Source organism: Vibrio algarum (genome assembly GCF_028204155.1).
GTDB lineage: Bacteria > Pseudomonadota > Gammaproteobacteria > Enterobacterales > Vibrionaceae > Vibrio > Vibrio algarum.
This window is the reverse complement of record NZ_JAQLOI010000001.1, coordinates 2,517,156-2,543,415: the sequence shown is the minus strand read 5'-3', so window position 1 is coordinate 2,543,415 and position 26,260 is coordinate 2,517,156. Positions and strand designations below refer to the sequence as shown.

Genomic DNA, 26,260 nt, shown 5'->3' with positions numbered 1-26,260 from the left:
AGGGATGTATTTTGATTAAAAAACTTATTACAGGATTACTGATATTAACCGCAAGCTTGGGCAACATAGCCAACGCGGCATTAGAATTGGTAATTACAGAAGGTATTGATTCGGCCCGACCAATTGGCATCGTACCTTTTAAGTGGGAAGGTACATCGGAACTTCCTCATGATGTATCGAAAGTGATTGCGTCAGATTTACAGCGAAGCGGAAAATTTAGCCCAGTGCCTGTAAACAAAATGCCGCAGACCCCTTACGAAGATAACGATATAAAATTTGAAGAATGGACGAATTTGGGGGTTGATTCACTACTTACGGGTACCATTACTCAAGACGCTAACGGCAGCTATGTAGTTCGGTATCAACTTGTTGATGTTATTCGTGGTCAGTTGACGAAAGGGCAGAGCAAAACCCTTAACACTCAAGGAGAGCTCGTTCTTTCCAAGGATCATATTTTATTTAATAAGCGAGCGACAGTACCAGGCGAACGTTTAAGAGAATATGCTCATCGTATTTCTGATCTCGTTTACGAACAATTAACCGGTGAGAAAGGTGCGTTTGTTACCCGCATTGCATACGTAGTTATAAATGAGAAAGATCAGTATCAGTATCAATTAAGAATCGCAGATTATGACGGTTTCAACGAACGCTTAGTTTTACGGTCTAAACAGCCACTAATGTCGCCAACTTGGTCACCGGATGGTCGACAACTTGCATACGTTAGTTTCCAAAATAACCAAGCAGAAATCTTCTTGATGGATATCTATACGGGTAAAAGGGAAAAACTCACATCATTTCCTCGCCATAATGGTGCTCCACGTTTTTCTCCTGATGGAAAAACCTTATCAATTGTTCTGTCCAAAACCGGTAGTCTTCAGGTATATACGCTTGATCTCGCGACGCGTAAGTTAAGACAAATAACGCGGGGTAGATCAAATAATACAGAACCGTACTGGTATCCTGATGGACAATCGTTGATATTTACGTCAGATCGGGGTGGTAAACCTCAGATATATCGAGTAAATTTGGTAGACGGTTCGACCAACCGTTTAACCTGGCAGGGTAGCCAGAATTTGAGTGGACAAATTACTCCTGATGGACGATTCCTGATTATGGTGAATCGATCTAACTCAGGTTTCAATTTGGCAAAACAAGATCTGGAGACAGGAGCCGTTCAAGTGTTAACTAATACACTCTTGGACGAATCTCCAAGCATTGCCCCAAATGGTAGTATGGTCATTTATAGCTCTATTTATAGAAAGAAAAATGTGCTCTCTATGGTTTCTATAGATGGTCGATTTAAGGCTAGATTACCGGCAACAAATGGGCGTGTTAGAGCTCCCGCCTGGTCACCGTTTTTGTAGCAACTAAGTTTTGACAAAGAAAGGAAAATATAAGATGCAACTTAATAAGGTTTTTAAAGGGCTTCTAATTGCGCTACCTATCCTAGCAGTAACAGCTTGTAGCTCAAGCGACGAAGCTGCTGATGCCGCTTCACAACAAACGAACAACCAAGAGCAAACTACTACGGTAGCTACTCCGGTTGATCAAAATGCTCAACTATCTGAGCAAGAAATGAAAGAACAAGCTCTTCGCGAAACTAGCACAGTTTATTTTGCGTTTGATAATGCAACCGTTTCTGGTGACTACGAAGAAATGCTTGCTGCTCATGCTGCATTCCTAAGCAAAGACCCAGCAATCAAAGTAACTGTTGAAGGTCACGCTGACGAACGAGGTACTCCAGAGTACAACATTGCTCTTGGTGAGTATCGTGCAGAAGCCGTTTCAAAATATCTTCAAGCTCTAGGTGTTCAGTCTGACCAAATCTCTATCATGAGCTACGGTGAAGAAAAACCACTAGTTCTAGGTCAATCTGAAGATGCATATGCGAAAAACCGTCGTGCGGTTATCGTATACTAATCGAGGATAGACCTCATGTTCAGTAACTTTAAGCGAGCTGTTTCGCTTGCGTTACTGGCCAGTGCAGCGAACCTAGCGTTCGCTGCACCAGCTCCAGTATCTGATCTAAACAGCACATCCTCTTCTGCTACATCTAAGCCTGAAACTGATGTTCAACGACTTGAACGTCTGTTAAATAATCGATCTCGTGTGCAACTGCAAATGCAGCAGCAAATAGACGGAATGGAGTCAGAGCTTAGTGAGCTAAGAGGAATGGTCGAACGAAATAGCTATGACATGAAGCAGATGTTAGAACGTCAGCGCGAGTTGTTTATTGAGTTGGACCGTCTAAGAAACGAAAAGCAGCAACCTATTGATAATGTAGCGCCGGCAACGAATGGCAATACAGAGATTAAAGGTGGTGTATACGCAGCCGATGCGAATGAAGAGGCCGCATATAAAAAAGCCGTTTATCTCGTTCAGGTAGATAAAGACTATACCGGTGCGCTTGCCGCATTTGCTAAGTTTCAGAAAGATTTCCCTAATTCGTCTTATTCTGCCAATTCTCATTATTGGGTGGGGCAATTGAATTACGCACTGAAAAAAGATGTTGATGCAGCAAAAAGTTTTGCTTCTGTCGTCTCTTACGAAAAATCAAACAAGCGCGCAGATTCTCTTGTTAAACTTGGCGATATTGCAGCACGTAACGGTAAACCCGCTGTTGCAAACAAGTATTATCAACAGGCGATTGACGAATATCCCGGTTCCGCCTCCGCTAAGATGGCTAAATCGAAACTTAAATAAGAAAAATAGACCACTATGTGGTCTTTTTTTTCATTTTTACTTCATCCGTTCCCACACTTATCCACTACTTCCCCCTCCTGCGCAGGAATGATGATAGATTTGCGTTTCTAGTAATTTAGTCGCATTGACAATAGCATTTGTTCAACAGGGCTAGAAAACGAATACCTATAAGGTGTACAATGTTCGGATTCACGGAAGTTGCGTAGAGCACGAGCAATGAGCCACATTTTAGATTTAATAGAAACCACCGTTTACCCTTTCCCTCCAAAACCAATGCCACTGACTGATGAGCAAAAAGCGGCTCATGTAGAATGCATTAAGCGCCTACTTATTGAGAAAGATGCTGTATTGATCGCTCACTACTACACCGATCCAGAAATTCAGGCCCTCGCTGAAGAGACTGGTGGTTTTGTGGGTGACTCTTTAGAGATGGCGAAATTTGGTAATCGTCACCCAGCCAGTACATTGATCATTGCTGGTGTCCGGTTTATGGGTGAATCTGCCAAAATTTTAACGCCAGAAAAAACGATCTTAATGCCAAATTTAGAGGCAGAATGTTCGTTAGATTTAGGCTGTCCAGCAGACAAATTCACAGAGTTCTGCGATGCACATCCAGATCATACGGTTGTGGTATATGCCAACACTTCCGCAGCAGTAAAAGCACGTGCTGATTGGGTCGTAACCTCAAGTATCGCTTTAGAGATAGTAGAGTATCTGGACGACGAAGACGCAAAAATTATTTGGGGTCCTGATCGCCATCTTGGCTCGTATATAGCGAACAAAACAGGAGCAGAAATGCTGTTGTGGCAGGGCGAGTGCGTCGTTCATGATGAATTTTCCGCTAAAGCCTTAAAAGACATGAAAGCGGTTTACCCTGACGCTGCGGTTTTAGTACACCCAGAATCACCAGCGTCGGTAGTTGAGTTAGCGGATGCAGTGGGCTCTACGAGCCAATTGATCAAATCAGCAAAAGAGCTACCCAATAAAAAACTTATCGTTGCCACCGATAAAGGTATTTTCTTTAAGATGCAGCAGCTGGTTCCAGAGAAAGAACTAATGGAAGCACCAACGGCAGGTGCCGGTGCGACGTGTCGTAGTTGTGCACATTGTCCTTGGATGGCAATGAATGGTTTAGCTGCGATAGAAAGTGCATTGACAGGCGAATCGAACGAACATGAGATCTTCGTCGATGAAGATATCAGAGTAAAATCGCTCATTCCGCTGAATCGCATGCTAGATTTCGCCGAGAAACTGCAAAAATAGTCAAGCAAGCGCTTTAGCTTTGGGTGTTATATGGAAATATCGCCCAAGATTAAAGCGCCATCCGCAGAATTAAACTGGCGTATAAAGACAACAGCGTCATCCCCACGAGAGATGACGAAAATGTTAGCGCTAACTGAATAGAACCGAAAACCTTATTATAAAGGCGACGTTATTGCCGCCCTTGATTAACGCATAGAGGTAATTATTGTGCCTCGGCCAATTCTGCACCGCGCTGAGTAAGGCCTGATAACATCACGGGAATAGCATTATAAATTTCTTCAAATTGCTCTAGACCTTCGACGCCATGCTCTTTTAAAGTCTCTATGGCGGTTTCCGGATCATAAAGTAAACTCAAAGAAAGCAGTACACCACCGAGTAATGCGTTATCGGCACTGTCCTCTGGCATTAGTGTTTCCCAGTCGTCTCTAGCAAGTTGCCAACCTTGAAGTGCCCCTTCGGTAAACGCTCGAGCATTTTGAGAAATGATCTCTTCTTCGTCTAGAGTATAACCTTCAGGCCATTGCCAAGTTCCATCAAGAAGTGCTGGTCGAGTCTTATTCCAAAGTGCGATGACCAAATCGGCGTATTGTTCAAACTGAACGCCGTCAGTAAACGGAGCGACTTCTTCACCCCCCAAAGAAATGGAATCCATTCGGTTGGATCAAGTACATTGGGAGCTGCAGCCATAGCGGTGACGAAACCACAGGTTTGAGCTTCACCTAATAATTTACCTTCAAGTTCAGGTTGTTGAAGTAATTCTTTTAGTGTCACGGTAATTTCCAAGAAAAAATTGATGCTATATCTTAGCATAGCTCTCATTGTCCCCTTAGCTTAGTCAACGGAACGAGTGTTTATTTTGCGCCACAATGCACTGATTGGTTAAAAAAAACGCGAAGCTCATCACACAAGAACTTACCACCACAGAGAGTTAAAAAAGTAGCTAAAAATTTAAAATAAAATTAAAAATATAGTGTTTAATTTCACTAAAGATCTGTTTTAATAGCGCAGAAAACTGGGTGAATAGATTAATCCAGTTTATTGGTGGTGTTTTTTGTTTTATTTGTAGTTATATATATTGTTGAGTGGAATAAATGCGAGTGCGTGGGCCTTTTTGCGTTAGAAATGTTGCAGCTGACACCTTTGCCATGGTGGTTTTTTGCTTTGTTTCAGGAATGATAATTGAAGTTTTTGTATCCGGAATGTCTCTCGAAAAATCACTCGAGTCTCGATTAGTGTCTATACCTGTCAATATTGCGATAGCATTACCTTATGGCTTATTTCGCGATTGGGTGTTAAGGAAAGGTGCAAAATTTTCATCTACCTCTTTTATGAAAAATGTATCAGACCTATTCGCATACGTAGCATTTCAATCACCTGTCTATGCTGGTATTTTACTTTTCGTTGGTGCATCCACCGACCAGATTATTACCGCGGTTTCGACCAATGCAGCTATATCTTGTGGGATGGGTGTGCTTTACGGATGTTTTCTAGATTCCTGCCGCAAGTTGTTCCGTGTGCCTGGATACGTTCGTCAGGTTTAGCCGTTCCATATATAACATTTGTAATAGGGTTATTGGCAAAATTTGCTTATACTAGATAACGTTATATACAATTAAAAAAGGAATTGGCGTGAAAGCAGAACAGCGACACAATGAGATTGTTCGACTCGTAGAATTAAACGGAGAAGTCAACACAGATGAGTTGGTTGAACTGTTTAGTGTTAGCCCTCAAACGATCCGTCGAGATTTAAATGAGCTTGCTGAACTCAACAAACTTCGCCGAACTCATGGTGGCGCTACCAACCTTTCTAGTTCCGAGAATTCCAGTTACAACAACCGCAAGGTAATGCACCCTAGGCAAAAAGAACTGATTGCTGCAACGATGGCAAAACATATACCTAATGGTTCAACCTTATTTATTGATATTGGCACCACCCCTGAGGCTTTTGCAAGGGCTCTAACAGTTAGCCACAGTGATCTGCGTATAGTGACGAACAATATAAATGTCGCCATGATTTTGATGGAACGCTCGGATTTTAAGGTTATTCTCGCTGGTGGTGAAGTCCGCAATATCGATGGTGGTGTAACGGGTGAGGCAACCTTAGACTTTATTTCCCAGTTCCGGTTAGATTTTGGTGTGCTAGGCATAAGTGGTATTGATAATGATGGTTCGTTGCTTGATTTTGATTATCATGAAGTCCGAGTAAAGAAAGCCATTATTGAAAATAGCCGAGAAACCATCCTTGGTGTTGACCATTCTAAGTTCGGTCGTAACGCGATGGTTAAACTCGGTAACCTGAGTGAGATAGATTTAATCATTACCGATCAACTACCACCAGAACCATTGGCCTCTATCCTTGAAGAGTCTGAAACAAAAATAGAGATCATCAGTTTGTAATAATTTCGTACCTTACAATAATGAAAATGCCACAATAGCAATCTATTGTGGCATTTTTTATCTTACCCTCATTCCCACACTCTAGCGTAGGAATGGGTATCAAGGCTAAATTAGCAGTACCTTAACGTCTGTCGGATTACGTCTAAAACTTAAGCTGACGCTTCAGCCGCTTGTAATCTTTCTTTTTCGTCTTTTTCTTTATGGAACTTCTTCTCACCAAAGTAGGCGTAGGCAAGGCAAAGAATAGATATACCACAAGACGCCGTCAGCAAGGTGAACCCGCCATCCCAGCCGAAGTGGTCAACGGTGTAACCAAGAACCGCATTTGCCGCGACAGCACCACCAAGGTAACCGAACAATCCAGTTAGACCTGCTGCTGTACCTGCCGCTTTTTTAGGAGCAAGTTCTAGAGCGTAAAGGCCTATCAACATAACCGGACCATAGATTAGGAATCCAATCGCAACAAGCGCTGCCATATCAATACCAGGGTTGCCTGCTGGGTTGAACCAGTAAACAAATACCGCGATGGTAACGAGTACCATGAATAGAATACCCGCTGGAGCTCTGCGTCCTTTAAACCATTTGTCTGAGATCCAACCACATAGTAGAGTCCCTGGAATACCAGCCCACTCATATAGGAAGTAAGCCCATGAAGATTTATCAACACTAAATGCTTTTGCTTCTGAAAGGTATGTTGGCGCCCAATCGAGTACTCCGTAGCGAATCATGTAAACAAAGGCGTTAGCTATTGCGATTGACCAAAGTAATTTGTTATTGAAGACATACTTAAAGAAAATTTCTTTTGCCGTCATCTCTTGTTCATTGGATTCATCGTAGTTATCTGGGTAGTCATTTTTAAACTCTTCAATCGCAGGCAGACCACAAGATTGAGGGGTATCTCGTAATGTAAACCAAATAAAGACAGCAACTAATGAGGCAAAGAAAGCAGGAACATAAAAAGCGGTGTGCCAATCATCGTTAAACAGCCATAAGCCTAAGATGAACATAGGACCAATTAAACCACCCCCGATATTGTGCGCTACATTCCATACGGAAACTAAGCCACCACGTTCTTTACGAGACCACCAGTGCACCATGGTTCTGCCGCAAGCTGGCCACCCCATACCTTGGAACCAACCATTCAAGAATAGAAGTACAAACATTGCAGTAACACTGCCTGTGGCCCAAGGCATGAAACCAAAGCAGAACATGACCGCTGCGGACATGAGCAGGCCGAAGCTTAGAAAATATCTGGGGTTGGAACGGTCTGAAACACTGCCCATTAAGAATTTGGACAGTCCGTAAGCAATGGATACAGCAGATAGTGCCACACCTAATTGCCCACGAGTGAAACCTTGTTCAATAAGAAACGGCATTGCTAAGCTAAAGTTTTTACGTACAAGGTAGTACCCAGCGTAACCGAAGAAAATACCCATAAACAGCTGCCATCTATAGCGTTTATAAGCGGAATCAATCTGACCGTCAGGTAGTCGCTCTATATGAGCTTTGGGCTTAAATATACCAAACATTATTATTTACCTATGTTTTAGAGTTATTGGATTGAAACGAGCGTAAAATGTTCGAACGAGCAAATTATGACTAAGTAAAAAATAAAAATTGAGAGGTAGATTCAGTTTATTTAATTCGCGCATTAAAATAATTAATGACTGCTTTGTGGCTATAAGGGTGGTGTTAATGACTAAAGTATAAATATAAAATAATATAAAAATCGTTACAAAAATATGACAGAAAATTTAGTTGCAATGTTCGTTCTTCTTTTACTAGAATATAAACGAAAGGCAAAATGTTCGTTTTGAACTATTGTTAACCAAAATTGAGCGCGTTATGAATTCATATACTCGGTTTGAAACCGAAGTCGTTATTATTGGTGGTGGTGCTACCGGTACGGGCATCATGCGAGATTGCGCATTACGCGGAATAAACTGCATTTTATTAGAAAAGGGTGACATCGCTTCAGGTACAACAGGCAGAAATCACGGTCTCCTGCATTCTGGTGCACGCTATGCAGTGACTGATCCTCACTCTGCTCAGGAGTGTATTCAGGAAAACAAAATTCTTAAGTCAATTGCTCGCCATTGTGTGGAAGACACAAGTGGACTTTTTATTACGCTTCCCGAAGATGATTTTGATTTTCAGCAAACATTTATGAGCGCTTGCAGCGAAGCTGGGATAGAGACGGAACAGCTGAGCACTAAAAAAGCACTGCAACTAGAGCCAAATGCAAACCCAAAGATGTTGGGGGCAGTGAAAGTTCCTGATGGCACTTTAGATCCTTTCAGGTTGTGCGCTTCAAATGTATTGGACGCCAAAGAACATGGGGCTCGTCTATTTACTCATACAACGGTCACTTCTTTGATTATTCATCGTGATAAAGTTGTTGGTGTGCGATGTTACAACATGCAAAAGCAGATAGCTTATGAGGTGTACGCAAAAGAAGTCATTAACGCGGCGGGTATATGGGGGCAAAATATCTGCGAGTATGCCGATTTAGGCATCAAAATGTTCCCAGCTAAAGGCTCGTTACTTATCCTAGATTATCGAATTAATAATTTAGTCATTAATCGTTGCCGAAAACCTTCAGATGCCGACATTTTAGTACCAGGAGACACTATCTCTCTTATCGGTACAACATCGGAACGTATTGATTATGATCAGATAGATAACCTCACGATTAGACCAGATGAAATAGACACACTATTAGTAGAAGGTACTAAGCTCGCGCCTATAATGAAAAACACGCGGGTACTGAGAGCTTATGCTGGTGTTCGGCCTCTCGTTTCACTTGATGGTGATGAGTCTGGACGAAATATTAGCCGTGGTATTGTGTTGTTAGACCATGCAGAAAAAGATGGGCTTAATGGTTTTACCACCATCACGGGTGGCAAGCTAATGACCTACCGATTGATGGCAGAACAAGCCACTGATGTCGTGGCTAAAAAGCTCGGTAACACTAAGCCATGCATGACAAGCAGTCGGCCTCTTCCCGGTTCTAATATTGACCCAAAACCTAAAAAGCGCAGTGCAAGTATTGCGAAACCAGTCTATGAATCAGCCATTTATCGTCATGGTGAAAGAGCGCACGACTTCTTAAGGCCAGACACGAAGAGCCAAGCGGTGATCTGCGAGTGTGAAATGGTAACGGCAGGTGAAGTCGAATACGCGATTAAACAATTGGACTGTAAAAATATAGAGGATTTACGTCGCCGTACTCGATTAGGGATGGGGCCATGTCAGGGCGAACTATGCACTTACCGAGCCGCTGGGCTGTTCAATGAATTTGGCGGAGTGAGCGGTGTAGAAAGCAGCCATCTGTTGGTCGACTTTATGGAGGAGCGCTGGAAGGGGACAAAACCAATATTGTGGGGAGATGCGTTAAGAGAAGCTGAATTCAGCTATTGGATCTACGAAGGGTTATTAGGTGCTTCAGACTTAAATCCGGCCAATCATTCAGTCGAATCAGGAGAGCCTCAATGAATTATGATGTCATCGTTATTGGTGGAGGAATGGCCGGATACACTTCGGCCATTCATTGCTTAGAAAAAGGTTTAAAAACGGCGTTAGTTAATAACGGTAGAAGTGCTCTACACTTTTCATCTGGTTCGGTAGATTTGCTCTCTTCCACGCCTTCAGGTACCCCTGTACGATTCCCTTACCCTGCAATAGCTAATTTTTCCACAGAGTACCCAGAACATCCTTATGCGAAATTAGGCCAAGAAAAGATTTCCAAAGCGGTTGATTGGTTCACAGAGATGATGAATCGAGCAGGAGTATTACTTAAGCAAAAAGAAAACAACGAGAACCACCAACGAGTTACAACCTTAGGCACGCTGAAAAGTACTTTTTTATCTCAGCAATTTGTTGAGCAAATTGGTTTCAACTACGCTCAAAATCGATTTGATCGTGTTGTATTGCTTGCCATAGAACAGTATCGAGATTTTCAAACTAAAATGGTGGCGGATAACCTTGTAGCAACGCCGTTATTCAAGAATACTCCTATTGTTAGTTTACCTATCTCAATGTTAGAGAATAGTGGTTCAACCTCTTCGATTAACAATTTTAGATCCACAGACTTTGCCAAAATTCTAAGTAGCGAGGCAGCATTCAACCATTTCGCCAACCAAATTATGGCGGGTGCATCATCGCGAGATTTGGTTATTGTGCCATCCATATTTGGTACTACTGACGGCGTGGTATTTTTGCAGAAACTAAAAGAATACACTGGCTTACGATTTCATGAAGTACCTACTATGCCCCCATCTTTAATGGGGATTCGTATTGAAGAAGCACTAGAGAGTGAATTTATAAGGTTGGGTGGGGTGCAGTTGAAGGGTGACAAGGTGACTAGTGGTCAATTTTCTTCTTCAGAGAAAGGCGTCATTCTTGAAAAAATATGGACTAAAAATTTACGAGATTACACCCTAACTGCCAATGCTTTTATTTTGGCTAGTGGTAGTTTTTTCAGCAATGGCTTACGAGCAGAACACAACCGAATAATAGAGCCTGTATTTGGACTAGACGTATGTACCACTGGCGCAAGATCTGACTGGCACAGTGAGGCTTTTTCTCACCAAACTCTCATCCATTCCTCTCTTTTGGCGTTGAAACAAATGATCGTTTTCAATCTCTACTGATGGGTGAGACAGTGACAAATCTGTATAGCTGTGGATCCATTCTGGCGCATTACAACCCTATCTTAGAAGGTTCTGGTGGAGGGGTGGCCATATCGACGGCGCACGCTGTCTCCAATCAAATAATTCAAGAAATAACGAAAGCGAAGTTGGAGACAACAGAATGTTAAATGTAGCCAGTGATACCAGCTTTGACCAATGTATTAAGTGCACAGTATGTACCGTGTATTGCCCTGTAGCAAAGGCAAATCCCGATTTTCCAGGGCCCAAGCAAGCGGGGCCAGACGGAGAAAGATTGCGCATTAAAGATCCTCAATACTTTGATGACGTTTTAAAATACTGTACCAACTGTAAGCGCTGCGAAACCGCTTGTCCGTCGAATGTTCGAATTGGCGACATTATTGCCGTAGCAAGAGGAAAATATGGCAAGCTTTCGGCAAGTCCGAAAACAGTTAGGGATTTTGTTTTAAGCCATACGGATTTATTTGGCTCTATTGCAACACCGGTTGCACCCATTGTTAACGCCGCGACAAGCAACGTTTTAGTTAAAAAAGTGATGCGCAAAACAGTTGGCGTACACGATCATAAATCGCTACCTAAATACTCTCACGGTACCTTCCGTCGTTGGTATAAAAAACAGTGCCCTGATCAATCATCATTTGAACGCGGTGTTAGTTTTTTTCATGGTTGTTACGTTAACTATAATCATCCGCAACTAGGTAAAGATTTGATCACAGTTTTAAATGCGATGGGAATAGGAGTGCACTTACTTGATAACGAAAAGTGTTGCGGTGTTCCCTTAATTGCCAATGGATTTCATAAAAAAGCGCAGAAAAACGCGCAGTTTAACGTTAAACAGCTAGAGAATTCGGTAGAAACCTTTCAAAGAGACATTGTTTCTACCTCATCAACTTGCGCATTTACATTGCAAAACGAGTACCCTCATGTTCTTGGGGTTAACAATGATAGGGTGGTAGACCGTATACAATTTATTACCCGTTTTCTTCTAAAAGAGTTCATGAACGGCAATGCGCCAAAAATGAAACCTGTAAATAAGAAGATTGTTTACCACACTCCGTGTCATCTTGAACGCAGTGGTAATACGATGTTCACCATCGAATTGTTAAAGGCAATTCCCGGTTTAGAGCTGACGGTTCTTAATAGTGAGTGTTGTGGCTCTGCCGGCACCTATGGATTTAAAGAAGAAAATTACGAAGCATCAATGACGATAGGTAGCGGGCTTTTTAAGCAAATTGCATCAAGCAATGCCGACTTAGCGATAACAGATTGTGAAACATGTAAGTGGCAAATAGAGGAAAATACTGACTTAGAATGCATTCATCCGGTTTCTTTGATAGCCGAAGCTATCATCGATTTTTGACCTCTTTTTAATGATTTGACATTGACCAAAAGCCGGCACTTGCTGCCTCATGATGTCCGGCTAAGGTGAATAGACCTGTCGTGCTCACGAAAACTGACACCCCCATGAACCCAGCGTCATCTCCACGAACGCTGCGTCATCTCCATGAACCCAGCGTCATCTCCACGAAACTAACGTCATCTCCACGAAAGTGGAGATCTAGTCCACCCAAGCTCCCGTTGTCACGAGAAAGGCGAAAGGTTTGGCTACTAACCAAACAGCATTGGCACGTGTTGCTGGTTCATTAGATCAGGAGATAATAAAAACGTCATCTCAGTACAAGTGATGACCAAAGCGTTATATGCGCTTCTATTGTATAAAAGACACCAAAACTCCCTTCATTAAGCTAAGTCTAAGATCATTGCTTCAAGAAAACATGTAAACAGAATATTGTACGATATTAATAACTTAGCATGAATCTCGATATTCAATCTGGCTAATACTTAACCATTTATTTCACTGATATGTTGGCGCTCTGTCCCTTCCTATATTGGTGTCATTATGTCCTGTCGAATTTGGTTGATCATTGTATCGACATTGGCGGTAGCGTTAAGTTTTTCAGCACCCATTGTCGCGCAAGAAGACGCGATTTCCTCGCCAGAAAGTAAAGCGTTAACCTCTGGCGAATCGCGCTATACCCCATGTCGAACAGCTCGCTGCGGAGGTGGTGGCGGTGGAAGCCCAGATCCCGGCGATAATAATGGTGGCGATAATAATGGTGGTGATGGGGGCAATACCGGACCCTCTCCCTCAGAACTGGATGGCGACAACATCGCTGCCGAATCGAAAAGTTTTTTTGAAAGGGCGTTCGAGAGTATAAAAAGCGCGGTAAATCGAGCAATTGGAAAAGAAACCACCGCTGAGCAAGCCACCAAAGAGGCCCTCGCCAAGAATATAAAAATCCAAGAAACGGATGCGGCTAATGCCAAGCCTGGTGACGAAACTTGCAAGCCTGTTGAACTCTATTCTGGCTGCAAGGTCACCAAAGTGACCGATTGGACAAACTCCGTACTGCCCATTAATCGGGTTCATCGTATTAGCCAAGGGTCTTCATGGTCTTTAGGGGCAGGTTGGCATGCGTCCATTGATAGCCGCATTATTTGGGGCACCGACATTGATATTGGCAAACAGATTTCCCAACACCAAACCGTGGTTGCAGATTATCATGCCATCGTTGAAGAACTCGATATTGCCATTGATCATTTAGAAAACGGCTTTAGTGACCGAATTGGCTATAACCAATCGAACGCACAAGCGGCGCTAAAAGACGGTATTGCAAAACTCACGGCGTATAAAGCACAGCTCCTTCCTAAGGTGCAAAAAGCGCAATCTACATTGACCACTTTAGCCAGCACCAAGCAACAGTCCGACGCTCGTCGGGCATTAAATCGTTACACCGTCGACGCGAGCTTTTCCAAAGAGTTCGAAATTGGGGCCAATTTGGTGAAGTGGATCGCTCCTAATGGCGGACGTTATCTGTTTATTCAGGATAACAAAGGCAGTATCACGGCAGCGGCGGGACACAGTAATCATTTTACCCATTTATCGTCTGGTGAGGTGGAAATTCGCACCCTCAATGGTGAAACGCATCGCTACAACAACAAAGGGTTACTCACTGAATCAAGAAACCATCAGGGGCAATCCATTTCCCTTCGTTACAACAGCCAAAACAAACCAGTGTCGATGACCACAGAGTTAGGGCACGTATTAACCTTAAATTATTCCGAAAACCGTCTTGTTAGCGTCAAGGATGGGGCAGGGCGAACCACTAGATACCATTATCAAGCCAATCTACTGCAGTCCGTGGTGCAATTTGATGGCAAAAAGCAGTCTTATCTTTATGGGTACGACAGTGAGCCGCTCGCGATTACATCAAAAACAGATGGGCAAAAAAACAGTTGGTCGTATGACTACCAACAGCAAGATGGAAAAGCGGTGGTGGTCACGCAAACCGATGCGGCAGGTCAGCAATTTAGTTATCAGTATGATTTTTTAAACGATGCAACGGTCATAACCCACCGCAATGGCTCAAAAACACGCTACCAGTATGACGAAAACAATAAGATTATCTCGGTCGTTTACGGCAGTGATGGTAGTGAAATTAACTACATTTACGACACAAAAGGCAATCAGCTTAGTGCGCAGAACGAGGTGGGTGATATCACCCGTTATAGCTATAACGCAAAAGGTGAAAAACTTTCGATAACCGATGGCGAGGGCATCAGCACGCAGTTCATGCGAGACGGCCTTGGTCGAGTGGTCACCGTTATAGATGGAGCAGGGGCAAGCACTGAGTATCGCTATAACGGGTTGGGAAAAGTCGAGGCCATTGAACAAGCTGACGGTTCTGTGATCACTCAAACGTGGCAAGGCCAGTTAATGACGTCTCGAATTGACGAGTCGGGCAACACCACAGATTATGAATATGACGCCAACGGCTACCCGACGCAAATTACACAATATAACAACGACACACCAAGTGGTGATGAAACCATCCAGCGCTTAAGTCACGACGCCGTAGGGAGAGTTAATTGGGTAAAAATTGGCTCAGAAAACACGCCAGATTCCAAATGGCGTCTTACCCAATATTTCTATACCGCTAAAGACGGTCGCCAACTCGACAAACCCACCAAGATAATCGATCCTCTTAATCGCGTTGCCCTATATGAGTATAACCTGAACGGTTTACTCTCCTATCAGCAAGACTTTTCCGGTGTAGAAACGTTTTATACCTACACCGCAATGAACAAAGTGGCGAGCAAGAACGTTGTCATGCCTTCGCCAGATTTGGCTGAAGGGCCCATTGAGTACCATTATCGCTATCAATATGATGCAGAGAATAACCTTATTGAGGTGAGCCATCCCGGAGATATCCTATGGCAATATCAATACGATGAGCGAAACCGATTAACCCACTCTTCCATAAAAGGGACCGAGGTGGTTAAGCAATTTAGTTACGATGAAGCCGGGCGTAAACTCTCGGAGATCAACAGCCATGGCGATAGCAGCCAGTTTGACTATTACAATAACAGCCAGTTAAAGCAGCACATCGACCTATTGGGCAATACAAAAACGTATTTTTACGACAACGTTGGCCGTTTGTCTCAGGTATCCGATAATACCCGTAACAGTGACATCTCGTTTGAGCGCAATGTACTGGGTCACCTCACCGAGCGAACCGACGGCAATGGCAACCTAGTTTACATAACGCCCAATGCCTCCGGTCAGGTTATTGCGGTATCGGTGCCTAACAATACCGAGTATCGACAAAGCCACCAACTAGACTGGCGCGGGAAACCGCTCTCCACCGCCAATGCCCTAGGTGGAAAAGTAACCTATCAATACAACGCGTTTGGTGAGCTAATAAAACAGACCACCTCAGCTGGAGCCACGCTCACTCAAGACTTTGACGCCATAGGCCGAATAATCAGCCGTACAGAAACCAGTGGTTTAGAAACGACATGGCAATACACACAGTATGCCAATCGACTAGAAGTGGTTGAAACGCAAATAGACACCTTAAATATCGGCCTTCGAGGCAGTAAAAGATTAAGTACAAAAACCTACGACCTAATGGGCCGTTTAGTCGGTTATCAAGATAGCGCTGCGCAGGCGTGGCACTTTAGCTATAACTTGCAAGGGATGCTCAGCAAAACAACCAACCCCGATGGCAGCACAATCGCTCGCCATTACAACAAAGCGGGCCTGTTAACACAGTTAACTCAATCGCCCAGCGAGGATTCACCTTCAACGCGACATACCTATTATCAGTACGATGGCGAAGGTCGCTTAATTTACGAGCGCTTGCCTCAGCATGAAGAAGGCTACGGCAAGCAATATCAGCGCGACGCGGCCGGTAATATCACCACTATTACCTATGCTGACGACAGCGAAGTACATTATCGGTATGACGAGGCAGGTCGCAAGGTAGAAGCAACATACCCTAATCAGTTAAGTGAACGTTGGGAATATGACGCCAACGATAACCTCGTCAGTTTTATAGACCGAGCCGATGCCGAATGGCGTTACCGCTATAACGCCGACAATCAATTGGTTGAATTTTGCGACCCGGTAGCAGGAGATGCAGGGTGCCATGCTGCAACCCGTTACCAGTACGATGTTATGGGCAATCGCACCGCGCACATTACTTCCCTTGGGCACACCACCCAGTGGCAACACAATGCATTGGGCTGGGTGAGCACGCAAACCGACCCAAGTAAGAGCGTGACTCGCTATAGCTATGACAGCGTTGGCCGAGTCACTGAAATAACCGATCCTTTAGGTAATAAAACCGAGCAGGGTTACACCGCGTTTGGCGAGTTAAGCCACGTGACCGACCCACTAAATCACAAAACGCAGTTCTATTACGATGAGGCGGGTCGGTTAATTGAGCGCAAAAATAGCCAGTCAGCTTCTGATCTGTGGGCCTACAATTACAGAAACCAGGTAAGCCAATACACGGATGCTTTAGGAAACCAAACCGGATATCAATACAACGCTTTTGGTAACCTTACTCAAGTCAATCAACCGCTAGATGCCACCATACAGTACCAATGGAATAATGCTGATCAGTTAACCCAGGTGACCGAGCCCATGGGTGGCGTACAAACTTTCGATTATGATGAACGAGCTCGTCTCACTCAATACACCAATCAAAATGGTCATCAATGGCAATATAAATATGATGAGTTGGGTCAACTTACCACTCAATATCAACCCGAATCGGGTACGGACATTACCTACGGTTATGACAACCTAGGCCGCAAAATTTCCGAGCAATTTGCGCACCAAGGTGAAACGCAAACCAACCGTTGGGGTTATGACGCCGTGGGTCGTTTGGCGCAGATAGAAAACCCGTACTTAAAAGAAAGCTACACCTACGATGCCGACAGCCAGCTAATTCAAAGCCACAATAAAACACTTGATGAGCGCTTTACCTATGCCTTTGATGACAATGGGCGTCGAACACAAAGCCAACTGGGTAACAACCAGACGGTGCAATATCAACACGACAGCAAGGGCCGTATCACCAAGATTATACGCAAGGGAAAAACCCGTTCAGGTGAAGATGAAAAAGACCTTATCTTTACCCTCAGTTACGACAAAAAAGACCAACTGGTTCGTATCGACTACCCCAATAACAGTCGTCGTTGGATAGGCTATGACAGCGAAGGCAGGGTTAAATCGATAAAAATAGAGCAGCAGTGGTACACCTACCGCTGGGAAAATATCTGGAATACCGTTGAACTGTTTGAATACCGCTATGATGCGGCGGGTAATCTGACGGCTGAGAATCGAAAAACCAAAGAAGCCTATTACGACCAGTGGGCCTACTTTGAATACGACCAGTTAAATCGGGTTATCGAAGCTGACTACCCATTGCACTATGACAACTACTATCGTTGGGATAAAAACGGCAACCTTGTCTATAAAAAGGCCAAGGGTCTGGAATATAAATACGAGTACGACAAAGCCAATCAACTTACTGGATATCGAGGTAACTACTACCTGTGGTACGAGGTTGAGCACGACGCCAATGGCAACCAAACCAACGAACATTTTTACGGTTACACCTTCGATTATCAGTTTAACGCGTTAGGCCAGTTAACGGGTTTTGATAAATGGGACAATACCAAAGTGCGCTATGGTTATGACAGCCGTGGCAGGCGAGTGTCGACCAAACGTAGTATGACACACAGTAAAAACTGGGGAGCCTTTGAACAACACACTGCTTATGACGGTCGTCAGGAATTCGCGCAGTGGATAAAAGGCCAAAACAAGGAAAAAGACGAGGCGTTTATCCCGTTTCGTACCTTAACCTTGTTGCCAAAAACAGATGAACCTTATAGCTCGGTACTGCATCAAAGGCTATACGATAAGCACCACCGGTTAACCTTTGCGGTTGGTACGCTCGCTGCGGATATTGACAACCTGTACATTCACAGCGACCGCTTAGACAGCAGCGTGCATGTGTTGGATAAGACGGGCCGCAGCGCCATGCGGTTGGCGTACAGCGCACTGGGTCGTAGCTATCGCAAATACGACGATGTGATGAGCTACTATTTCGACCTGGAGCCATTAGCGAATTACGAGTTTGCCCAGTTAATGCCGTATCGCTACACCGGCAAGTTCACCGACTACAGCACAGGCTTTGTACAAATGGACAGCCGCTGGTACAACGGCCACAACGGTCGATTTGTTCATCCAGACAACTGGAACCTGCGCAACACTCATTTACCCAAAGCAGTGCAACATGAGTTAATGCAGTTTACGGGTGTTAATACGCAAATGTTACTCAATGACCCAAGCCAACAGATGGCCTATGGTTATGTGCGAGGCAATCCGCTGAAGTATGTGGATCCGTATGGGTTGTATCTCAACCCATTCAACAGAGATACAACACAAGATATAACGTTATCGAGCATCTCAAATGATCTAAGTACCATCTCCAATATAGCGGTAACAGGTGGCTTGGCGGCTGGCGGTCCAACGAATCCCGTTGGTGCAGGGTTGTTGGGTTTTGGGGGAGTAGCTGGTGGGGCTTCTGTGGTAGCCGGTGGACTTGATGTAGTTAATGATTTGTTTGATGGAGGAGCATTTAATAAGAGTTTTATGGCTGGGACTACGCATGCAGTAACACTGAATTATATTGAGGAAAAATTAGTGGATGCTTTACCAAATAAATATGAAGTACCTGTCAGAGGAATAAAAACTGGTGTTGGAGTGGTGTCAGGAGCGTTATTTAGTGAAGCTTCTCAGAATGAATTGAGGTCAGATGCTAAACGATGGGCAGGACAGGAAGTAAACGGACAATGTGGTAACAACAAATGAAAATAAAAGGTAGAGATCTTAAATTTAAGTTAGCTGGTATGGGTTTATTAATAGCTCCAATACTTGGGGGCTTGGTTCAAAAACATGAAATTTTATCGTATGGAGAAATTGCAGGGGCTCTGTTCGCTTGTTGTCTTATTTTTATAGCTAATCTTACTCCGAAATTTATTAGAATATTATGGGTGAATCATAGTAGGTTTAAGAAACACTACGTCGTTTCTCAATTAATAGTGTTGGTGTTTTCTATTATTATACCCATTCAATATATATTTATAATCGTAATGCCTTTATATATCTACATTGGGGACCTTGCGATAAAAAGTCTTGAAGAACTATAAATAAAAATTGATGAAAGTTTGGGCAATGCACTGCTTATGACACATCAAAGGCTATACGACAAGCACCACCGGTTAACCTCTGCGGTTGGTACGCTCGCTGCGGACATTGGCAACCTGTACATTCACAGCGACCGCTTAGACAGCAGCGTGCATGTGTTGGATAAGACGGGGCGCAGCGCCATGCGGTTAGCGTACAGCGCACTGGGTCGTAGCTATCGCAAATACGACGATGTGATGAGCTATTATTTCGACCTAGAGCCATTAGCGAATTACGAGTTTGCCCAGTTAATGCCGTATCGCTACACCGGCAAGTTCACCGACTACAGCACAGGCTTTGTACAAATGGACAGCCGCTGGTACAACGGTCACAACGGTCGATTTGTCCATCCGGACAACTGGAACCTGCGCAACACCCATTTACCAAAAGCGGTGCAACATGAGTTAATGCAGTTTACGGGGTTGAATACTCAAATGTTACTCAATGACCCAAGCCAACAGATGGCCTATGGTTATGTGCGCGGTAATCCGCTGAAGTATGTGGATCCGTATGGGTTGTATCTTGATCCGTTTAGCAACAGTGTTCCGCAATATGACCCTTCAAAAAAAATAGACAATAACAGTGATGCTTGGGAACACTATGCTCATGGAGATGGCACTGAAAAAGAACTCAGTGAAAGAGCTATCAATGAATTAAAGAATCACCCTAATGTAAAAGAACAAATTGAAAAATTAAAGAATGCAACTGATTCAGGTGATAAACGGATCGATTTGAACTTTGAAAAAGAAACTGGTCCAGACTGGCATCTCGGCCAAACCAAGGTCTATTATTCTGAAGCTGAATGCTCTGGTAGTAGGTGCAAGACTACTTTTTCTGGACCATATAATGACAAAATTGGAACGCCAGATTCGTTTTCAGACCCGTTCGATTTAAAAGAGACGAGTAGTCAGCATTTTAATACCCCGTTATCATTGGAAGTTGGTGAACCTTACAGTTATAAGGTGGAATCTTGGAGCGTAGAATATAACAAACAGAAGGCTAAACCATGCGAAAAATAGGAACGGTAGTCATATTTATGGTTATTCTCGTCATAATATTTCGTTGGGCTAATGAAGATAAGCGATATTACTGTGGGCTGTTAGATGGTAAGCCTAAACTTTATATGGGGTTAGAGCCAACGTGGTTTGATTCTACTTTACAATTTAATATTAGATATACACCCTATTTGATTACAGGTACGTGGAAAAATGATTTTAGAGGAGACCCATATGTATCAGGGAGTGAACAGTTTTCACTCATAGTAGCTTATGCTGATTACAGTGATGGCGGCCTGATTTTTAAAGGGATAAATAGAAAAGGTAGTATTAGTACTTATAGATACCAATATAAGATAGATGAATATAATAAAAAAATTCAGGAAAAGTAGAGATATATGGTAACCCATTAGCTGAGAACATTGTTTGGCATGACATAACATATACAAATTGTAAGTCGTGGTTTATTCCGGACTTCCTGATACCAGGAAGAATTAAGTGGCATGAGTTAGAAAATAATAAATAATAGATTTAAATTTAATGCATAAGCAGTTGATTTTTCTTATGTAACTAAAGACTAAAGACTAAAGACTAAAGACTAAAAACTAAAAACTAAAAATTAGCATTCTATTAAATGTTATTTCAGTGGTCATAAAAATAAGATGTTGTTATCAAAAACTAGATATGAATGGATATAAAACGACAAACACCACCGGTTAACCTTTGCGGTTGGTACGGCGGCAGCGGATATTGACAACCTGTACATTCACAGCGACCGCTTAGATAGCAGCGTGCATGTGTTGGATAAGACGGGGCGCAGCGCCATGCGGTTAGCGTACAGCGCACTAGGTCGTAGCTATCGCAAATACGACGATGTGATGAGCTATTATTTCGACCTAGAGCCATTAGCGAATTACGAGTTTGCCCAGTTAATGCCGTATCGCTACACCGGCAAATTCACCGACTACAGCACAGGCTTTGTACAAATGGACAGCCGCTGGTACAACGGTCACAACGGTCGATTTGTTCATCCAGACAACTGGAACCTGCGCAATACCCACTTACCAAAAGCGGTGCAACATGAGTTAATGCAGTTTACGGGTGTTAATACGCAAATGTTACTCAATGACCCAAGCCAACAGATGGCCTATGGTTATGTGCGAGGCAATCCGCTGAAGTATGTGGATCCGTATGGGTTGTATCTCAACCCATTCAACAGAGATACAACACCAGATATAACGTTATCGAGCATCTCAAATGATCTAGGTACCATCTCCAATATAGCCGTAACAGGTGGCTTGGCGGCTGGCGGTCCAACGAATCCCGTTGGTGCAGGGTTGTTGGGTTTTGGGGGCGCTGCGAGTATAGGGAGCGTACTAACTGGAACATTAAGTGTCACTAAAGGGTATTTAGAAAGCGGGGATCTTAATGAAACTGAGGCTGCTGCCGTATTAAACACAGGACTTATTAATGAAGCACAAGATAAAATCGTAGATGCGTTGCCAGATAAATATGAAGTACCAGTAAGAACAGTGATAACTGGATATGGAGTAGTGACAGGGTTTATGTTTAACGAAGCATCTATGAATTCAAGTTGTCCAAAATAATGGAAGTACGTGGGAAAGACCTGAAATTTAGAATTGCAGGGATGAGCTTGTTAGCTAGTCCCTTTATTGGCGGAATGGCACAAAAACATGAAAATTTAACTAGCGAGGGAATGATGGTAGGAGTAATTGTCACTTGCATTCTGCTTGCTATAAATTTATCTAATAGATTTTTAATTCTTCTGTGGAAGAAACATAAGAAATTTAAAAAACATTTTTTGGTGTCGCATGGCGTTGTTTTGATATCTTCTTTTATTATACCTCCACCTTATGCATATATTATTGCGGGCCCATTAATTTTTTATATTGGCGACCTCTTTATCAGAAGCCTTGAAGAGTTATAAACAAAAACTGGGGAGCCTTTGAGCAACACAGCGACCGCTTAGATAGCAGCGTGCATGTGTTGGATAAGACGGGGCGCAGCGCCATGCGGTTAGCTTACAGCGCACTAGGTCGTAGCTATCGCAAGTATGACGACGTGATGAGCTATTATTTCAACCTAGAGCCGTTAGCAAATTACGAGTTTGCCCAGTTAATGCCGTATCGCTACACCGGCAAGTTCGCCGACTACAGCACAGGCTCTGTGCAAATGGATAGCCGCTGGTACAACGGCCACAATGGGCAGGACAGGAAGTCAACGGGCAATGCGGTAATCAAAAATGAAAATTAAAGGTAGGGATCTTAAATTTAAGTTAGCTGGTATGGGGTTATTAATAGCTCCAATACTTGGCGGGTTGGTTCAAAAATATGAAGTTTTATCGTATGGAGAAATTGCAGGGGCTCTGTTCGCTTGTTGTCTTATTTTTATAGCTAATCTTACTCCAAAATTTATTAGAATATTATGGGTGAATCATAGTAAGTTTAAGAAACACTACGTCGTTTCTCAATTAATAGTGTTGGTGTTTTCTATTATTATCCCCATTCAATATATATTTATAATCGTAATGCCTTTATATATCTACATTGGGGACCTTGCGATAAAAAGCCTTGAAGAACTATAAATAAAAATTGATGGGAGTATTGGGCAATACACCGCTTATGACACATCAAAGGCTATACGACAAACATCATCGGTTAACTTTTGCGGTTGGTACGCTCGCTACGGACATTGACAACCTGTACATTCACAGCGACCGCTTAGACAGCAGCGTGCATGTGTTGGATAAAACCGGCCGCAGCGCCATGCGGTTAGCGTACAGCGCACTAGGTCGTAGCTATCGCAAGTATGACGATGTGATGAGCTATTATTTCGACCTAGAGCCATTAGCGAATTACGAGTTTGCCCAGTTAATGCCGTATCGCTACACCGGCAAGTTCACCGACTACAGCACAGGCTTTGTACAAATGGATAGCCGTTGGTACAACGGCCACAACGGTCGATTTGTTCATCCAGACAACTGGAATTAAGGCTCGACCATACGGAAGTTTGTCGTAATATTATCGTTGATAGGTTCATCGATTAGTCTTTCGTGTGAAACTAGGAGTCTGGGTAGATTTAGATCTCCACTTTCGTGGAGATGACGGTGGTTTCGGTTGGGCTATAGGTATATAAATAATTATAACCGAACAGCCCTTTAATAAAAGGTCAATTCTTGCAAACCTATTCCGCTTCACCCCCTGCTAAACATCCCTCTAAATGACACCTCATTGGTTTGACTTAAAGACAAACTCGCCGTTAATGCTGCAATGCCAAGGACGTAATAAATCACCAGGTTCACAATTCCGGCTCGTGCAAAACCTATCAGAGGTTCTGGGCTGAATATCATGGCAGGGATAGAAAATATCGCATTAAAAAACTCACCAACACCATCAAAGCCAAACAGATAAGCCGATAACCATTTAACGGCGTAACTGGTGATAACCATAACCAGAATAGGCGAGCTAACAAGTTGAGAAACCATCATTGCAATAATAGCCAAAGGTAACAATGCGAAGGCAACCAAAGTCATTCTGGCTAAAAAGCTGAACCAATTGATGACTACATCGAATAGCGACGATTGGCTTAATAGCATGGCAACCTGAGTATCTGTCGCTAAATTGAGTACCCACAACATTAAAGTTGCGCCTAGAACCAATACCGAGCAGATAAGTGGAATAACCAATAAGCCAAAAGCGAGTTTCACTGCATGAGTCATACCGTGAGAAACAGGCATGCTCCGCCAAAACATAGAACTGCCTTCTAGGCGCTCTTTTCGTAAGGTTTTTGGCAAATAGAGCGAGCTTAAAATAAGAGAAACCAGAGAAACTGCATAAATAATTTTAGAATTTATTGTCGATGATAACCCGCTAATTATATCGGTTGAATAACCGTTAAACTCCATCTGGAAAGAATAACTTTGTTGAAAGCCAGAGTTGGTTAATGCGCCTACAAACATAAGGACAATCACCACCAATAAAAACAGAGGAACACGGGTTACAACCTTGTGTTCAATAAGTTCTTTTTCTAGCATATAAATACTTGGGTGCATTATGCTTCCTCTCTTTGTAGTGCAATAAACAGTTCAGCTAAGCTAGCGCGATGTATCTCGCCAAGGCCTTCTACTGCCGACAAGTGTTCACGTTTTAATAACCATTTCACAGACCCCAGACCTACGTGGCTATCCAATGGTTCCAAAGGAGTGATTTTTTCGTTGTGAGTATTGGCAGCATCAAGAATAAAATACGCTTCGCTAATGTTTTCCATACTCGATTGTAATACGGCTTTACCTTTTTTGAGTATCAGTACATCGGTAAGAAGGTGTTCTATTTCAGATACCTCGTGGCTGGCAATAATGAGAGTGCGTTCTCCATCGTGGAACCACTCTAATAAATAACGATAGAAGGTATCTCGATAGAGAAGGTCCAAGCCCAATGTAGGTTCGTCTAAAATTAACACATTCGTATTAGTGGCGATAACCACAGCCAGATGCAACTGAACCTTCATGCCTTTTGAAAGATCTTTGATTTTACTGGACAACAGAATATTGGTATTTGAAAGGGTGACTTTCGCTTTTTCAATATCAAAACTAGGATGCACTCCAGACGTATATTTGAGTAACTGAGCCACACTCATCCAGCCCGGTAGCACGTTCACATCTGAAATATAAGACAAGTGTTCCATCAACTTAGCGTGTTGCTTAATTGGATGACAGTCGTTAATGGTTATATCGCCTTGGTAGCGGTGTGCGCCGAGTAATGCATTGATTAAGGTCGACTTACCTGCGCCATTGTGCCCAAGCAGACCTAATACTTGGCCTGCTTGCAATTCGAAACTGATGTTATGTAACGCGTCTTGTTGATCATTTCTTTCTGTTTGATGGTAGCGTTTAGAAACGTGTTTAACACTGACTAAAGGTTTCATTTTTCACCTGTTGTGTCTTGTTGTAATTTTTGAAAATGTTTTAACTGGTCGATAAATTCGTCTATCGGCAATTCTATTCGGCTAAGGGTTTGTGCTATGAGCGGAATTTGCCGCTGCATAAAATCGGTTTTTTGTTTTTCTTGAAGCATCTTCAATGCGCCTTTGGTGACAAACATGCCCTGGCCGCGTCTTTTTTCTACTAGGCCGTCGTCAACCAAAAGCTGGTAGCCTTTCATTACGGTTAAGTGGTTAATCTTAAGCTCTGCTGCCACCGTCCTTACTGAAGGGAGCGGCTGCTCTTCTTGCCAGACACCTTGCAAAATCTGCTCGGTGATCTGTTCACTTAGCTGACGAAATATCGGCTGATTGTCTTGCCAGTCGGTCATTTCATTCCCTTTACATGATTTTGGTTGGTGTTATATATGTGTATAACACTATACTTTAACGGAGTAATTGCAAGGAGTTTATGATTTATATTTTTGGAATCTTATTGAATTAAAGAAACAACGGGCACTTATATGGTTTCTCGGTCACATCGACTATTCCTGTAAAACCGTAATGCTGTTCGGTGAGCACCCAACCCTGGTCTTTCCCGTGAAAACGGGAATCTGGGGGGATTAGATCTCCACTTTCGTGGAGATGACGATATTTTTAGTGAAGATGACGGTATAATTCGTAAATGG

General features: G+C 43.1%; 22 protein-coding genes and 1 pseudogene. 18 read left to right on the top strand and 5 right to left on the bottom strand.

Going from position 1 to position 26,260, the window contains the following annotated elements; all coding sequences use genetic code 11:
• The first annotated feature begins 11 nt into the window (after positions 1–11).
• The 4 genes from tolB to nadA all read left to right on the top strand — a co-directional run bounded on the left by tolB (position 12) and on the right by nadA (position 3,966).
• Positions 12–1,364: a Tol-Pal system beta propeller repeat protein TolB gene (tolB, locus tag PGX00_RS11830; protein WP_272136502.1), complete on the top strand. Its 1,353-nt coding sequence runs from the start codon at positions 12–14 to the stop codon at positions 1,362–1,364.
• 34 nt (positions 1,365–1,398) lie between these two features.
• Positions 1,399–1,920 carry a peptidoglycan-associated lipoprotein Pal gene (pal, locus tag PGX00_RS11825; RefSeq protein ID WP_272136499.1) on the top strand — a complete coding sequence of 174 codons (522 nt, stop codon included), beginning with the start codon at positions 1,399–1,401 and terminating at the stop codon, positions 1,918–1,920.
• A 15-nt stretch (positions 1,921–1,935) separates the two neighbouring features.
• Positions 1,936–2,703 carry a tol-pal system protein YbgF gene (ybgF, locus tag PGX00_RS11820; RefSeq protein WP_272136497.1) on the top strand — a complete coding sequence of 256 codons (768 nt, stop codon included), beginning with the start codon at positions 1,936–1,938 and terminating at the stop codon, positions 2,701–2,703.
• A 216-nt stretch (positions 2,704–2,919) separates the two neighbouring features.
• Positions 2,920–3,966: a quinolinate synthase NadA gene (gene nadA / locus PGX00_RS11815; RefSeq protein ID WP_272136495.1), complete on the top strand. Its 1,047-nt coding sequence runs from the start codon at positions 2,920–2,922 to the stop codon at positions 3,964–3,966.
• A 202-nt stretch (positions 3,967–4,168) separates the two neighbouring features.
• Here the strand turns inward: nadA and PGX00_RS11810 are convergent.
• Positions 4,169–4,776: pseudogene (locus PGX00_RS11810) on the bottom strand (UPF0149 family protein).
• Between the two features lie 281 nt (positions 4,777–5,057).
• On the opposite strand from PGX00_RS11810, the gene PGX00_RS11805 reads away from it, so the two are divergent.
• Together PGX00_RS11805 and PGX00_RS11800 are read left to right on the top strand one after the other, a co-directional pair.
• Positions 5,058–5,507, top strand: coding sequence for an L-alanine exporter AlaE (locus PGX00_RS11805; RefSeq protein ID WP_272136493.1), 450 nt, complete (start codon positions 5,058–5,060; stop codon positions 5,505–5,507).
• A gap of 88 nt (positions 5,508–5,595) precedes the next feature.
• The gene (locus PGX00_RS11800; RefSeq protein WP_272136491.1) at positions 5,596–6,363 is read left to right on the top strand and encodes a DeoR/GlpR family transcriptional regulator; all 768 of its coding nucleotides are present in this window, start codon (positions 5,596–5,598) and stop codon (positions 6,361–6,363) included.
• 149 nt (positions 6,364–6,512) lie between these two features.
• Here PGX00_RS11800 and glpT read toward each other — a convergent pair whose 3' ends face one another.
• The gene (gene glpT, locus PGX00_RS11795) at positions 6,513–7,892 is read right to left on the bottom strand and encodes a glycerol-3-phosphate transporter (protein WP_272136489.1); all 1,380 of its coding nucleotides are present in this window, start codon (positions 7,890–7,892) and stop codon (positions 6,513–6,515) included.
• A 316-nt stretch (positions 7,893–8,208) separates the two neighbouring features.
• Between glpT and glpA the strand changes: the two genes are divergently transcribed.
• From glpA to PGX00_RS11735, 12 genes are all read left to right on the top strand, one after another.
• Complete coding sequence (glpA, locus tag PGX00_RS11790) at positions 8,209–9,858, top strand: anaerobic glycerol-3-phosphate dehydrogenase subunit A (RefSeq protein WP_272136487.1); 1,650 nt, start codon at positions 8,209–8,211, stop codon at positions 9,856–9,858.
• Positions 9,855–11,015 (top strand): glycerol-3-phosphate dehydrogenase subunit GlpB, encoded by a 1,161-nt coding sequence (gene glpB / locus PGX00_RS11785; RefSeq protein WP_272136485.1) that lies wholly within the window; start codon positions 9,855–9,857, stop codon positions 11,013–11,015. Before glpA ends, glpB begins: the two co-directional genes overlap by 4 nt.
• Positions 11,015–11,182, top strand: coding sequence for a hypothetical protein (locus PGX00_RS11780; RefSeq protein ID WP_323131694.1), 168 nt, complete (start codon positions 11,015–11,017; stop codon positions 11,180–11,182). Before glpB ends, PGX00_RS11780 begins: the two co-directional genes overlap by 1 nt.
• On the top strand, positions 11,176–12,393 hold the full coding sequence (glpC, locus tag PGX00_RS11775; protein ID WP_272136481.1) for an anaerobic glycerol-3-phosphate dehydrogenase subunit GlpC: 1,218 nt from the start codon (positions 11,176–11,178) through the stop codon (positions 12,391–12,393). The genes PGX00_RS11780 and glpC overlap by 7 nt, the downstream gene beginning before the upstream one ends.
• A gap of 540 nt (positions 12,394–12,933) precedes the next feature.
• The gene (locus PGX00_RS11770; RefSeq protein ID WP_272136479.1) at positions 12,934–19,263 is read left to right on the top strand and encodes a hypothetical protein; all 6,330 of its coding nucleotides are present in this window, start codon (positions 12,934–12,936) and stop codon (positions 19,261–19,263) included.
• Between the two features lie 374 nt (positions 19,264–19,637).
• The gene (locus tag PGX00_RS11765) at positions 19,638–20,657 is read left to right on the top strand and encodes an RHS repeat domain-containing protein (RefSeq protein ID WP_272136477.1); all 1,020 of its coding nucleotides are present in this window, start codon (positions 19,638–19,640) and stop codon (positions 20,655–20,657) included.
• Entirely contained in the window at positions 20,645–21,025 is a 381-nt protein-coding gene (locus PGX00_RS11760; RefSeq protein ID WP_272136475.1) for a hypothetical protein, read from the top strand. The genes PGX00_RS11765 and PGX00_RS11760 overlap by 13 nt, the downstream gene beginning before the upstream one ends.
• Positions 21,026–21,430: 405 nt before the next feature.
• Complete coding sequence (locus PGX00_RS11755; protein ID WP_272136473.1) at positions 21,431–22,240, top strand: RHS repeat-associated core domain-containing protein; 810 nt, start codon at positions 21,431–21,433, stop codon at positions 22,238–22,240.
• A complete protein-coding gene (locus PGX00_RS11750) occupies positions 22,240–22,581 on the top strand; it encodes a hypothetical protein (RefSeq protein WP_272136471.1) in 342 nt (113 codons plus the stop codon). The genes PGX00_RS11755 and PGX00_RS11750 overlap by 1 nt, the downstream gene beginning before the upstream one ends.
• Before the next feature lie 56 nt (positions 22,582–22,637).
• Positions 22,638–22,907, top strand: a complete 270-nt coding sequence (locus PGX00_RS11745; RefSeq protein WP_272136469.1) for a hypothetical protein — start codon at positions 22,638–22,640, stop codon at positions 22,905–22,907.
• A complete protein-coding gene (locus PGX00_RS11740; RefSeq protein WP_272136467.1) occupies positions 22,897–23,238 on the top strand; it encodes a hypothetical protein in 342 nt (113 codons plus the stop codon). The genes PGX00_RS11745 and PGX00_RS11740 overlap by 11 nt, the downstream gene beginning before the upstream one ends.
• A 10-nt stretch (positions 23,239–23,248) precedes the next feature.
• The gene (locus tag PGX00_RS11735; protein WP_272136465.1) at positions 23,249–23,644 is read left to right on the top strand and encodes an RHS repeat-associated core domain-containing protein; all 396 of its coding nucleotides are present in this window, start codon (positions 23,249–23,251) and stop codon (positions 23,642–23,644) included.
• 203 nt (positions 23,645–23,847) lie between these two features.
• On the opposite strand, the gene PGX00_RS11730 is transcribed toward PGX00_RS11735, so the two are convergent.
• The 3 genes from PGX00_RS11730 to PGX00_RS11720 are packed head-to-tail and all read right to left on the bottom strand — an operon-like array spanning position 23,848 to position 25,963.
• Entirely contained in the window at positions 23,848–24,705 is an 858-nt protein-coding gene (locus PGX00_RS11730; RefSeq protein ID WP_272136463.1) for a hypothetical protein, read from the bottom strand.
• Positions 24,705–25,577 carry an ABC transporter ATP-binding protein gene (locus PGX00_RS11725; RefSeq protein ID WP_272136460.1) on the bottom strand — a complete coding sequence of 291 codons (873 nt, stop codon included), beginning with the start codon at positions 25,575–25,577 and terminating at the stop codon, positions 24,705–24,707. Before PGX00_RS11725 ends, PGX00_RS11730 begins: the two co-directional genes overlap by 1 nt.
• Complete coding sequence (locus PGX00_RS11720) at positions 25,574–25,963, bottom strand: GntR family transcriptional regulator (protein ID WP_272136459.1); 390 nt, start codon at positions 25,961–25,963, stop codon at positions 25,574–25,576. The genes PGX00_RS11725 and PGX00_RS11720 overlap by 4 nt, the downstream gene beginning before the upstream one ends.
• Positions 25,964–26,260: the final 297 nt, after the last annotated feature.